A 13,535-nucleotide genomic window follows, 5' to 3' on the forward strand; every position below is an offset into this window, starting at 1 on the left:
TCCATGAAGCGTTCCGGGGTATCGGTCATCGCATGCGTGGTATGCTGTGCATTCGTGTTCGCTGCCGGCAGGAACGACGACGCGTACCGCGATGCGAAGACGGCCTTCGATGCAAAACGCTACTTCGCCGCCATCCCCCTGCTCGAGAAGGTCATTGACGAGAATCCGTACTATCTCGATGCGGGGCTTTTGTACGCCGACTGCTGCATCGTGTTCGAGAATTATGTCCGTGCGAAAGAAGTGCTTGATAAGCTCGCAAAGTATCACCCGCGCGCAGCGGGCGTCATCGAGCGCATGCTCCGCATCGATCTCGCTGAAACGCGGTATGATGACGCGGCAAAGACGCTCAAACGCCTCTTGTCCCTTGACAACAAGAATCCCTACGCGGCATACGCCGAGGGCTTTCTCGAAGAGGCCAAAGGGCATATGGAAAGCGCGCTTGAACGCTACAAACGCGCGGTGGAGCTGAACGAGGACGGCATCGATGAGAACACCGCGGCGGGGTACATCTATCTCTTCCTCGGCAAGAAGGATCCGGCAAAGCTTTATTTCGAGAAGATCATCAAGCCGCATCAGCGCGACGAATCGGTCTACTATCATCTCGCGAACTATCATTATCTTGCCGGTAATCTCTCCGATGCGCTCTCCGCGGTGAACAAGGCGCTCTATTACTACAAGGACTATACGCGGGCAAAGCTCCTCCTCGCGGATATCTACGTCAAGGGCGGCAATTATCGACGCGCGGTGGAGACGATACGTGCGGTCAATGACAAGCACCTGAAGGGCGAGAAGAACTATCGGCTCGGGTATCTCCATGAGAAGCTTAACGACAGCAAAGCCGCGCTTGCGAGTTATCAGGCATATCTTGCTGAAAATCCCGATGAACTTTTTGCGCGCATCGCTTATGAACGCGTGCTTTTTGCATCGGTGGACGCATCCGATGAACGGCGTGAAGAGGCCTCCCGTTTTTACCGTGCCGCAGCGAAGCGCTATCTCCGCGAGAACGATTTCCTGCGTGCCGAGATATACTACAAGCGGCTCCTTCGGCTCTTCCCCACGGACGCGGATGCGCGGCGCGACCTTGCGAACATATACCGCAATGCCGGGTTCGTGGAAAAGTACATGATACAGATGAACATCGCAGGGGACCTTTCGCCGGACAACACGGCGATCAACGCCATCCTCGAATATAAGAAGCGGGACCTCGATCAGCTCCCGTCGCGTTCATACGGCATCAAGCAGTACGATATCGCCGCCTCGGGGTTCTCGGTGGCCGTGCTCGACAATCTTGCCATCGTTCGGGGCGATCACGAGGGGCTTGAGCGCTCCATGGCCGAGATACTTGCGCATGCGCTGCATCAATTCCCGAAGCTGTCCGTCGCCGAGCTCTATGAGCGCCGGTATACCGACGAGGGCACGCTCGCGGCGCTCGCAGGAGCGAACGCATCGTTCTTCCTCACCGGGTCCATCATCGAGCGCGGTGACACGATAGGGCTCGATATCCGCATGATAGACGCACGGACACGGCGCAATTTCCGCACCTATCGGTCGTTCAAATCCGGCAAGGAAAAGATGATTGAGGCCGCGTATGAGATAGCGCGCAACATCGCCAAGGACCTCCCGATGTTCGGGAAGGTGATCAAGATACAGGAGAACGACATCATCCTCGATATCGGGAAGGAGCAGGGTGTTTCCAAGGGCATGCGCTTTGACGTGTTCGCGGTGCGCTACCCGTCGTTCGATCTCGATACGCGCTCCATCATTGCCGCGCGAGAGGATATTGTGGGGCGCATACGCGTGCGCACGGTCGACGAGCGTGTAAGCATCTGCGAGGTCGAGGATCCGTCGCAGTTCAAGTTCATACGCCACAATAATTATGTGATACCGGTACAGGAAAAGGCTGAGTCGAGACCGAAGAAGTGAGTCATCATTCCATAGACCGAAAACGGCTCGGCGTTACGCCGTGATGCTGTTTGAAATGCCGGCTGAAGAAGAACAGGTCCTGATATCCCGCTCTGCGCGCTATCTCCGTGATGCTTGACGAACTGTTGACGAGCAGGTCTTCGGCCAGACGCATGCGGCATGAAAGTATATAATCCATGGGCGAAAGACCCGTGCATTCGGTGAACACGCGGCAGAAATGACCGCGGCTCATGGACATGTCGTCCGCCATCGACTCGACGCGGAATTTTCTTTCCGGTCTCGTTCGTATCTGCCGGCAGAGCGTTTCGATGCGGTCCGCCCATTTCGAACCAGGCGTTCTCTGCCCGTTCTTATCGGCAAGCAGCGTTTCATTCAATATGCAGGAAAACCATTGATGCGCGGAACGTGTATCGCGTGGCTCCTCATGCCATGCATTGACGGCCCGCTTGAACATGGTCTCGACGAAGTCCCATGATCTGAGGTGCCGGTAGAGCGGCGGGAGTGATCCGTTCGCTTGAAGACCGTATCGTCCCGATCCGGATGCGAACGAGAAATGCGCCCAGTAGTGAGAGAACGAGTGCGCGGATGCATGACGGAACGTATAGGCATCCCCTCCGCGGAGCAGTAAGCATGACCCGGGGGAGATATCGTACGAGCCCTCCGGCGTCTCGACTACGCCATGGCCCTTGACGAGGAACCAGAGATCGAGGTCTTTCCATTGCTGCGTGCGTTCCGGCGACAATGTCCATGTGCGATCGCATTGGGTGTATCCGATGCTGCTGATGCGGACGGAAGTATCAATGCTCATGGTACAATAGTGCAAGAAAATCGCATAATTGTCAATATGATTTGACAGCGTTTTGCTTACTGTTATCCTATGCCGATAAAGGATGCAACCATGGGAACCATGAGCCATCGCGAACGATTCCTCACCGCCGTGAAGCACGGCATACCCGATCGCGTGCCGGCCTGCCCGTGTCTCTCGAACATGGTGCCCGTACGCCGCCTGGGGATCCCGTTCTGGGATGTGTATCTCCATAATGACCCGCCGCTCTGGCGCGCATACCTCGACGCGATCCGTTATTACGGCATTGACGGACGAATGATATATGGATCGCTCGATATCAGGACGCGGGAGGATAATGTGAGCCGCGAGACGACTACGCTCACAAAGACCGAAGAACGCATCCATACGCGCACGGTGATACATACGCCTCTGGGCGATCTTTCATCGGAAACGATATATGCAGCGGATGATCCGCCAGCCGTCGTTGTCAAACTTATCAAGAACATCGCCGAGGATATGCCGAAACTGAGATATTTGTATCCAGAGTATGTATCGTATTCATCCGAGAAAGCGGATGCTATGAGGAAAGAGACCGGCGAGGATGCCGTGTTCTGTCTGCAGGTCGGGTATCCCGGTTTTCACAACTTTGAGGGGATGTTCGACGGGGGACTTTCGTCCGCTGTGTATGCGTTCATGGAACACCCCGATCTATTCGAGGAGATGAGGGTCCTTCAGCATGCTGATGCCGTAGCGAAGGCTCGTATGATGCTCGACTATAAGCCCGACATTCTGTATCTCGGAGGATCGGGTACGCTCACGCTTTCATCGCCGGAGTGGGTGAGAGAGTTCACGCTCCCCACGCTCAAGGTGATAACACGCATGGCGAAGGAAGCCGGCGTTCCAACGATGCTGCATTCATGCGGACGCTCGTCCGCGTTCCTGGAAATGCTCGCCGCCGAAACGGACCTTGACTGCATCAATCCGCTCGAAAAACCGCCCATGGGCGATGTGGAGTTGAAGGACGTGAAAGAGATGTATGGCTCACGGCTGTCGCTGTCGGGGAATATACACACGACTGACGTTATGCTCCGCGGAACAGCGGCCGATGTCGACGAGGCATGCCGCCGTGCAATAGAAGATGCGGCGGCGGGCGGGGGCTTCATTCTCATGACCGGCGATCAATGCGGACGCGACACGCCCGACGAGAACATTTTCGCTTTTGTGGCTGCGGCAAAAAAGTACGGGAAGTATTGAAGTAAAAAAAATAGCAGGAGCATTGTCATGAGCGAACGGACAAAACCGATATCGGTGGGCGTATCAGGATTGGGACGGAGCGGATGGGATATACACTGCAAGGCGATACGGCAGATGGGCGGCACATTCCGCGTCGCCGCCGTGTTCGATCCGATAGAAAAGCGCGCCGAGCAGGCGAACGCCGAGCTGAGTGCGCGTACACATGACAGTTTTGTATCACTGATAAACGATAAGGACATCGAGCTTGTCGTTGTCGCAAGCCCGAACAAATTCCACGCGTCACAGGCAGCTGCCGCGCTTACGGCGGGAAAGCATGTGCTCTGCGAAAAGCCGTTCGGCTTTACGACGGCCGATGCCGATGCAATGATACGGGCGGCGAAGGACGCGGGGAAAGTGCTCCAGCCGTTCCAGCAGCGGCGGTTCGAACCGGACTTCCGCAAGGTGAGAGAGGTGATCGAGAGCGGTGTCCTCGGGACCATACATTCCGTGCGCATATGCTGGCATGGTTTCAAACGCCGCTGGGACTGGCAGACATCGCGCGCGATGGGCGGCGGCACGATGAATAATAACGGCCCGCATCTCATCGATCACGCGATGGAGCTTTTCGGCGATGCCGAACCCGCGGTATGGGCTGAGATGAAGCATCTCTTATGCAGCGGCGACGGCGAGGATCATTTGAAGATCGTTCTCTCTGCGCCCAATGCCCCGACGATCGATATTGAATTAAGCGACGGCATCGCCTTCGATCAGGACCGCTGGCATATATGCGGGACATCCGGCGGACTTCGCGGGAGCGCTTCCGGGCTTTCATGGAAATACGTCGATTGGAAATCAATGGAGGCGCGTCCATTGAACCTTGCGTCCACGCCCGACAGAAGCTATAACAGTGAAAAACTTGCCTGGCGAACCGACGAATGGAGACCGGAGACGAAGGCCGATCCCGGCGGGGGTGCCGCGCCCGCAGCTGCACCGGTGCTGGAATTGTACGGCGGTTTATATAAGTCGATTCGTGAGGGGGCGCCGCAGGTGATAACACCGGAGAGCGTTCGCCGCCGCGTGGCCGTCATGGAAAAGGTGCGTTCATTCACCGGAATACCGCTTGCCGTCGTATACGAATAAAGCATCGAGGGGCCTTGTATGTTCAAATGTCTCAATGTCGGCATGCTCGATCAGAAGGCATCGCCTGAGGGATCGATCGCGCTTGCGTCGCGTTTCGGGTACGGCGGCATCGATTGTTCTTTAAAAAGTGTTGTCGATGACGGTGCATTCCTTACAATGCTTGACGAAGCGAAGATCAAGCGCGGCGTCTGCGGCGGACTTTTACCCGGGAACTGCAGCGTACCCGATGCGGAATGGAATACCGCCATGGATGCATTGCCTCTGCTCGCGAAGCGTGCGCGTACGCTCGGGTTTACACGCACGACGCTTGTGATACTTCCCTTTCACGAGAAGCTGCCTTTTGATGAAAATATGAAAATGCACATCGATCGTGTAACGCTTTGCGTGCCGATGCTTGCGGAACACGGCATTCGCGTCGGTCTCGAATATGTGGCGCAAAAGACGCGCCGTGCCGGTTATCCGCACGAGTTCATATACGATATGAAGGGACTTCTGCGGATGATAGCGGCATCCGGCACATCCGCCGGCGTTCTTCTCGATGCATTCCACTGGTTCTGCGCACGCGAGACCGGTGATGATATTACAAAGCTCACCAATAAGCAGATCGTCGCCGTACACGTTAGTGATGCCGTCCGCGGACGTCCCATCGATGAACAGATAGCGTTCGAGCGTGAGCTTCCCGGTGCGACGGGCGAGATAGACATTCGCGGTTTTATCAATGCATTATCTTCTATCAATTACGACGGGCCGGTCACGGCCGAGCCGATGAACGCGCTGCTCAGATCAATGCCGATCGATGACGCGATTCAGGTGACGGCAGCGGCCATGACAAAAATAATCGGCGTATGATATACTATTTGCATGCTTCTTGGAGTCCATCCATGAGAAAGTTCACGCGCATCGCTGTTTTCGCCGTCCTTGTGTGCGCAATGGCGGCGGGAGAATCCGTTGTCTGGCAATTGGGTGAATTCGACGGCACGAACCGTGAGTTCATTCCCTATTCGAGCCAGGAATTCAAATTGAACACTCGCCTTGTCGGGACGCCGGGATATGATCCGAAGGAACACGGCTTCTCATATACCGTAGAAAACCCTGGTGTGACAGCAAAGCCGGCATTTCCCGGCGGAATTTCCGGCCGCGGTTCGGCGAACGCCACATGGGTGGATACAGAGACGATTACGTGGGACGATGACGGCGGCATGCGTCATTTCAAGTTCACGCTTACGTCCGGCCTTCTGGTGAAGACACCCGGCAGACCGCATAAGAACGTCGACGAGGACGACCTTGTACAGTATTCGATTCGGGTGATGCTTCCCGACGGGAATGTACAGCATGTCTATGTCCCGAATTATATGGACAAACCGATAGAAGCGGTCATCTCTTTTTCCGCACAGAACGGGAAGAACAGGCTTGTCATCGCAGAGCATTCGGGTTATACCTACCGCCGCTGCTTTTATTACGATGCGCTCGGGGTGTATCGCACCGACGCTCCCGTAAAGAACCCGGTGACACTTGAGCTTACTCCTGCGGAAGGGTTCCTCCACAGCACCATCTATGACTGCGATGCCAAAGCCCGTGTGGATATCAAGCTTTATGATCTGCCGGAGGGGCCGCACACGGTTACTGCCGTATCCCATGATTTCTACGATTCGGTGCTCATGTCAAATACGTTCACGGTGACCGCGAATGAACGCGGCCAGGCACTGCAGTCTGTACCGCTGCCTTCTTCTGTGCGGGGAAGTGTACGCGTTTCCGCCGAGCTTCGCCGCGATAGAAAAGTGGTTCCCCTGCAGATGGGGAACAAGAAAATAGTACTTCGCTGCGGAGCCGTCCGCCGCATCGCCCCGATCACCGAATATGAAAAAGACATCGCTCTATTCGGCTTCTGCGGGATAGGAGCGTATCTTACGTATGATCCGAACGATGATCCCGTTTCCACGGATGAGCAGATAGCGGATTACCGCGCCTATCGCCGGATACTGCAGGTATATCATGAACGGATACATTCCATGCGCTGGCCGTATCTCGAGAAGGAGCCGGGCGTGTATCGCTGGGATTTCTGGGACAGGCTTCTCAACGGCGAAAAAGAGGACGGTATACGCGTACAGCTTGCTTTGCTCGGAACGCCGGAGTGGATGGCGAAGAAGATGTATCCCGACCGGACATTCGTATGGGATTGGCAATACAGCATGCCGGAGATGAACGAATGGAAGCGGGTTTGCGCCGATGTCGCAACGCGGTATCGCGACCGCATTCACGAATTCGAGGTGTGGAATGAGCCCTCGGAACATTCGCTGTTCTGGCATAAGGGCACGGCACGGGACTATTTCGATATGGTAAAGAACGCATGGGAAGCCGTGAAGTCGGTTGATACGAACATCGCCATTGTTGCGCAGACGGTGTGGGCGCATCAGCAGGCGTTCATCGATGAACTCTATCGCCTCGGTATCGGCTCCTATATCGACTATCCCGCCGACCATCGATGGACGGAGGAAAGCCTGGCACAGCGCATGAAATTCCTTGAACGCGTCGGCAGTAACCGCGGGCTTCAGGCGAATGAGACGAAATCGGCCAATTATAACAGCGTCGAGCGTACGGAGGCGCTGCGGAAAACGGCCGCAGCGGATTTCATGCGCAACACATTGTACGGAAATGTGAACGGTTTTATCCGCAGTTATGAATTCCCCCTGCGTTTCTACACCGAACGTGATTACGGAGTGGTCAATCCCGACGGTACGCCGAAGTACACGTTTTTCAGCTGTAAGACACTGATCAACAGGACCACCGGTGCGCGCGCGGTACGATCGATACCGTTGGGGCGGGGTTGTGAATCGTTCCTGTACCGATATATGGTGCCTGAGCGTGTACGGGAGAATGGAGGGGAATACGCCCTTTTCATCTTCAACAGGGACTTAAACGACGCTGTGGTTCATCTGTACACAGGCGTTCCGAAGGTGAAGATCGTCGACCTCATGGATAATGAAAGTATGCGGGAAACCCCCGGAGGCATGCTGGAACTCACCGTGCGGCATCCGGTAATGGTGATCGGCGCTGATCCGGAAGCATTGGCGCTTGCCGATGCGGTGCGCGTTTCCCCCGAGACGCTTGATATACGGCCCGGCGGCGAACTTTCATTCAGTATAAACATCGCAGCCGATACAATAAAAAGCGGCACGGTGAACATCGAAAGCCCGCTTTTCACTGCACGCCGACTTCCGTTCACGGCAGGGAAGGATGGTGCTCTGCTTACGGTACGTGAACACTGTGCCGTTAATCCCGGTGTGTATGTCATGAAGATACGAACGGAGCTTGAGACGACGAAGGGCAGAGGGTTCGCGTTCCGCGAAATTCCGGTGACCGTAAGCAGTACCTCGCTCTTCGAGAACATATTCGGGCAGGACCCGCTCGGTACTTCATCGGGGAATTTTGATTCCTGGGGCAATGGAAAGCTGGAACGCAGCATGGACGGTGAAAAGAACAGCATGCGGCTTTCGTTCGCATCGGAGGGAAGCGGCGGCATACGCACGGCAAAGCCTGTCGAGATAATCCCCGGCATGTTCTACAGCCTGCGGCTGAAGGCGAAGGGCGAGGGTACTCTGTCCACCCATTTCAATTATGTGAAAACGTCCGGCCAGAAAGATGCTCTTGATAAGGGTTATTTGCGTGAGAAACTCTCTTCCAGCGGCGGGGTGTTCGTGAAAAGTTTCACCGCGCCCCTTGATGTATCCGCATGCGAGTTCAATTTCCTCCTGTTCAAGACGAAAGGCTTTCTTGAGATCAATGACATTGCACTTATGCGTTCCGACCCGCGTACCCCGCTCAATCGCGTCATGTATCAGGCCGTATCCATGCCGTGCACACCGGTGATCGATGGCGATCTTTCCGATTGGCCGCGGGACGGATTTCAGGTCATCGGGAGCGAGGGGCTTATGATAAAAGATCACCGCGGCGGTGACGACCTCTCAGGTCGTTTCTGTGTATCGCGAGACAGCGAGAATCTGTACATTGCCGTCGAGGTCAGGGACGATATCGACAATGCAGCCGGTGCGGATGCCCGCAGGATGTTCATGGACGACAGCGTACAGCTCAGTTTCGAGATAGAGGATAAGAACGAGGATACGGGCAAGGTGACGTTCGCCGTGGGCCGTATGCAGGGAAAGGCTATGGCGTATCGCAGCGCGGTCATACCGAGTACGGATATAGTCCCGTCATACACTATCGGACAGGACCCGGAGGGCGTGCGCGCAGAAGTACGACGTACAGGGAATAGAACGATGTATGAGATAGCCATTCGTCAGGACGCGCTTGAACCGAGCTTCAGGACAGATGCTGTGAAGAAGATAGCCTTTTCCCTGCTCGTGAATGACAATGACGGCGCCGGGAGGAAGGGTTATCTCGAATGGTCGAGCGGCATCGGCAATAGTCTCGGGTCATATTACTTCGGGACGCTTTTTCTTAAAAAATGAATTGACATGGCCGCGGCTGAGGCTATACTGACGCGATACCGCCCGGAGTAAGTCCATGCGTATTCGCGTCATACTGCTGTCCATGATATCTGCAGCGGCATCCTTCGCGATAACAGCGGTCCCCCGGACGAATTCCATTATCATCGACGGCGATATTTCGGATATGGACCGCTCAGCGACGTTCATGATGAACGATACGACGAATGTCGCCTTCGAAACGAAATCCGGGACATGGCGCGGGACGAACGATCTGTCCGCGGCGGTCTCATTCAATTATGATGATGAGTACCTGTACATCGGCTGCATCGTTCGGGATGAGAACCGTATGCACAGGAACCGCACCGGCGCGTATTTTGACGGGGACGGCGTGGAGCTTTTCCTTTCATCGCGTTTCTCCGAGAATCGGACGAATGAAACGTCGGGGGACGGTGATTTTCAGATCTATCTGCTTCCGCCTGTCACGGCGGGGGAAAAACTTCTCGTCTATAAGGCCAAAGGCGAGAGCATCGGCAGCCCGGTACTGTCACTCTACGGTATTACCGCGGCGTCCAGGGAATTCGGCGACCGCTATACCATGGAAATACGCGTTCCGCTGCATCTAATCGCTGAAAAAGGTTCGCGTGACATTGGCATCAATATCGCTGTCGACGATGCTGACATAGGCGGCCCCCGTACAAGGCAGATGTCGCTCAACGGAAGTCCGCTCGCATATCGTTCGCCGAAATATCTTGTCCCCCTGGAATTTCGCGGTTCTTTCAGGAAGGCACTGCGGATGAAACTGCCGCTTCCCATTATTGCGGCGTTCATTATCGGCGGTATTATTTTTGCGGGCTATTGCTTCGCGTTGCGCCGGCTCGTCGTTATGCCGCTTACGTTAAAACTGCGAATGACCGGTGTGTTCACAGGTGCGCTCATTGTATTTGCCGCGGTCTTCGGTGCCCTTTTCATGGTGTTCGAGGTGCGCACGTCAAGGCTCGTTGCGAGTATTGCCGCGATTGATAAAAAGATCATTCTCGATGCGGTGCGCTATGCGGGAAGGATGGACAGCGTCGATCTGGCCCGGCGGCTCTATGACGCTGTCTGCGGGGACCAAGCCCCGGACGCCGTTCCTTATTCGTCCGCGATACTGGAACCGAATATGCCGGTTATTAAGAGCGTTCAGAACACGCCGATACGCTTTGAGCCGTTCTATTCCAATGCGTCAGTGCCGTTCACGCAGGGCATTGCGCCGGTCAGGGCAACGGGGGTTCGATTGATACTGCACTGTACCGCGGGGTATCCGACCATTGATACGAAAGCACCCGCCTACCGGTTTACCTTTGCAGGGTCGGCCGGCGAGCGATACGATCACATACTGACCAACGGAGTGAATTTGTTCACCGGAACATATCTGGCAAAGGTCAGTTCTGCCCTTCCCGGCACTATCCGTGCAGGGGTGCGCTACAGCAGCATGCCGGGGGTCGTGACGACGGTGCAGGACGAACATGCTGTCGAATTTTCCGCTCCGGCGGATATCGTGCGGATAGAAGGATCGAATATGATCCCGAACGTGACCGTACTTCTCCGTGCCGTTACCTTTGTCGATGCGCGCCGCCGCAGCGTTACCCCGGGCCCCCATTTGCCTGCGCCGCTGATACAGAATTGGCAGGGCACGGTATACCGGCGTTATAATGCCATGGTGTGGAACGTGCTCGGGCATGAAGATGCGATGATGACCGCACGCTATCCTCTGGACGGGATTGCGGACGAAGTGCGTGTGCAGTTTTCCGGGGGGCGCGACAGCGTATCGTTCGGGAAGATACGCTTCGGGAGCACCGTCGCGCGTATCGAGGTTCGGTATGCGGACGGTTCCGCTGATATGCATCCTATCATAGACGGCCTTTCCTACAGCACGATGTCCGAGGTGTTCGGGCTGGGCCATCCGCCGCATTTTGTTTCGAAGGTGTCGCGGCGCTGGAATGATACGATCGGCAAGATATCCCATGAAAAAGAGATGGTCATTGCCGCCCGCGCCAAACGCATTGCGTATATCGCTGTTACGGTACTTGATCCGGAGACGCAGTTCATTTCCTTCGGGGTAACGGCGATACGCCGCTCCCCGGGGACGGTGTCGAACATTACGCTCAATGCGGATGAACGTCGTATACTATCGCATGCGGTACCCCTCGTGTATGTGAACGGGGAATTCATGGGCGCGGATGACGCCCCCTTAAGCGCGCGTGACGCAGCGCGTGTTTTCAGCAAAAGGCATCGCCCGTATGACAAGGATTTCAGGAATCCGCGTGTATTGAATTCTAAACTCGGTGATATCATTGTTTCCCCATTCTCCAACGGAGAGACTGTCGTTCCGATCGCTCTCGTGCATGTACTGCCGCGGCATGAGAGCCTCATCCTTGCCGTCCTCCGCATACTCATGGCCATTGCCGTGTTTTTCGTGTTGGTGTCGCTCTGTCTCGTCGCTGCGGACCGTGTGGTGGACGCCCGGAGGCTGTCGTTCAAGCTGCTCGCGGTGACCGTATCGCTTGCCTTCATACCGCTTCTTGCTGCGGTGCTGCTGTTCCTTTCCGTATACAATCGCGGCGCGGTGGCCGATGTGCTGCAGGCGAGGAGCAGTGCGGCGGAGGAATTCATCCGCACCGATCTGCGTACGCGCCTTGCGGCCCTGGCGGATGCTTCTCGTGTCCGCTGTAATGCCGTCATCGAAGGCGGCGCTGACAGCCGTGATGATAATCATTATCTCATCCACGATGTCCGCCCGCCGAACATACAGTCGATACGGTATTCCGCCGGCACCCCCGCACGGTTCATGATACCGGAAAGTATTCGATTCCTGAAACGCTCCGGGCCGGTGATGAACTCTGCGTATGGTTTCTGCCTTGCCTGGACCACCGTGCGCACTGTCGGAGATCGGGTGGTAAGCGTAACAGCATTTCGTGAGGTCGATACGTACACGCTTCAGTACTGGCGGGAACGGACCCAAACCGAGATCAGCATCCACTACCGCAACGGTTATCAGTCCGCATCGCTGAAAGCGCCGTATCACTTCCGCGTGCGATCCGAGGCGGGGAGTGTCGCGAGCGAAAGCGGCGAGCGCGTCATCGGCGGTGCGCGGTACTTTGTCCGCGCATTCCCGCTCGAGAACGAGCTGCAGGATCAATTGCTCCTTATCGGTATTGCCGTGAACGCGGAAATGCTGTCGTCGACTCGGTTCTTCATCATGACGGGCGGCATTCTCTTTGCCTGTATCATCGGGGCACTCGCGTTCGCCGTCGCCTGGTGGTTCTCGCGGCGCATCGCCGGAGCGGTGCTCACGGTCGCCGATGGCATGAAGCGTGTCGACGCGGGCGATCTTGCCGTGGAGGTGGCCGTTGATTCGCGCGATGAGACGGCGGAACTGGCCGCCGGGTTCAATACCATGGCGAAGAACCTTTCACAACTGCGCAACACCGACCTGAAGATGGCGGCGAAAGTGCAGCGCGGACTTCTGCCGCAATTGCCTGCGGCCGGCCGGTTCGATGTCGCCGTCCATTACGAAGCGTTCTCTTATGTCTCGGGCGATTTTTACGATTTTTATACCGATGCGGACGGCGCGCTTACCGGACTTGTGCTGTTCGATGTTTCCGGCCACGGCGTGTCATCCGGCCTTATCACCACGCTGATACGGCCGATACTGTTCCGCTCGTTCACCCCCGATGCGGCAGTGCCGCTTTCGGATATCATCGCAAAAGCGAACCGCGGCATCATTCGGGAAAAAGGCGAGGTCGATAATTATCTGACCTGTATCATGCTCCGATTCTCCGGCAGCGAGATACACTACGTCAATGCAGGGCACCCTGACATCATCAGGAAGGGCATGAACGCGGATGTCTCGCCGGTGCGGCCGGACGGGAACGCCGTGCAGGGCGCTTTCATGGGCCATGAAGGCATGATATAATTCTTTGAAGAAACGAACCGTGAGTACCATATTGCCTTGGAGGCCGGTGATA

The 13,535-nt window shown here is 56.1% G+C and carries 7 protein-coding genes; 6 read left to right on the forward strand and 1 reads right to left on the reverse strand.

All coding sequences use genetic code 11. From position 1 onward, the window contains the following. The first annotated feature begins 3 nt into the window (after positions 1 to 3). Complete coding sequence (locus AABZ39_19960) at positions 4 to 1,923, forward strand: tetratricopeptide repeat protein (protein ID MEK6797059.1); 1,920 nt, start codon at positions 4 to 6, stop codon at positions 1,921 to 1,923. A gap of 4 nt (positions 1,924 to 1,927) precedes the next feature. Here AABZ39_19960 and AABZ39_19965 read toward each other — a convergent pair whose 3' ends face one another. Further along, entirely contained in the window at positions 1,928 to 2,731 is an 804-nt protein-coding gene (locus tag AABZ39_19965) for an AraC family transcriptional regulator (GenBank protein ID MEK6797060.1), read from the reverse strand. A 90-nt stretch (positions 2,732 to 2,821) separates the two neighbouring features. Between AABZ39_19965 and AABZ39_19970 the strand changes: the two genes are divergently transcribed. Genes AABZ39_19970 through AABZ39_19990 form a run of 5 tightly spaced genes read left to right on the forward strand, consistent with a single transcriptional unit; the run spans position 2,822 to position 13,483 of the window. Continuing rightward, the gene (locus AABZ39_19970; protein ID MEK6797061.1) at positions 2,822 to 3,964 is read left to right on the forward strand and encodes a uroporphyrinogen decarboxylase family protein; all 1,143 of its coding nucleotides are present in this window, start codon (positions 2,822 to 2,824) and stop codon (positions 3,962 to 3,964) included. 27 nt (positions 3,965 to 3,991) lie between these two features. Beyond that, entirely contained in the window at positions 3,992 to 5,083 is a 1,092-nt protein-coding gene (locus AABZ39_19975; GenBank protein ID MEK6797062.1) for a Gfo/Idh/MocA family oxidoreductase, read from the forward strand. A gap of 18 nt (positions 5,084 to 5,101) precedes the next feature. Continuing rightward, positions 5,102 to 5,932: a sugar phosphate isomerase/epimerase family protein gene (locus tag AABZ39_19980; protein ID MEK6797063.1), complete on the forward strand. Its 831-nt coding sequence runs from the start codon at positions 5,102 to 5,104 to the stop codon at positions 5,930 to 5,932. Between the two features lie 32 nt (positions 5,933 to 5,964). Then, positions 5,965 to 9,549 carry a sugar-binding protein gene (locus AABZ39_19985; GenBank protein MEK6797064.1) on the forward strand — a complete coding sequence of 1,195 codons (3,585 nt, stop codon included), beginning with the start codon at positions 5,965 to 5,967 and terminating at the stop codon, positions 9,547 to 9,549. 55 nt (positions 9,550 to 9,604) lie between these two features. Then, the gene (locus AABZ39_19990) at positions 9,605 to 13,483 is read left to right on the forward strand and encodes a sugar-binding protein (GenBank protein MEK6797065.1); all 3,879 of its coding nucleotides are present in this window, start codon (positions 9,605 to 9,607) and stop codon (positions 13,481 to 13,483) included. The last annotated feature ends 52 nt before the right edge of the window (positions 13,484 to 13,535 follow it).

This window comes from Spirochaetota bacterium (assembly GCA_038043445.1).
GTDB lineage: Bacteria > Spirochaetota > Brachyspiria > Brachyspirales > JACRPF01 > JBBTBY01.

Bases quoted from the DNA above. Each gene is read 5' to 3' on its own strand.
- AABZ39_19960 (MEK6797059.1), top strand. From the start codon at position 4: ATGAAGCGTTCCGGGGTATCGGTCATCGCATGCGTGGTATGCTGTGCA.
- AABZ39_19965 (MEK6797060.1), bottom strand. From the start codon at position 2,731: ATGAGCATTGATACTTCCGTCCGCATCAGCAGCATCGGATACACCCAA.
- AABZ39_19970 (MEK6797061.1), top strand. From the start codon at position 2,822: ATGGGAACCATGAGCCATCGCGAACGATTCCTCACCGCCGTGAAGCAC.
- AABZ39_19975 (MEK6797062.1), top strand. From the start codon at position 3,992: ATGAGCGAACGGACAAAACCGATATCGGTGGGCGTATCAGGATTGGGA.
- AABZ39_19980 (MEK6797063.1), top strand. From the start codon at position 5,102: ATGTTCAAATGTCTCAATGTCGGCATGCTCGATCAGAAGGCATCGCCT.
- AABZ39_19985 (MEK6797064.1), top strand. From the start codon at position 5,965: ATGAGAAAGTTCACGCGCATCGCTGTTTTCGCCGTCCTTGTGTGCGCA.
- AABZ39_19990 (MEK6797065.1), top strand. From the start codon at position 9,605: ATGCGTATTCGCGTCATACTGCTGTCCATGATATCTGCAGCGGCATCC.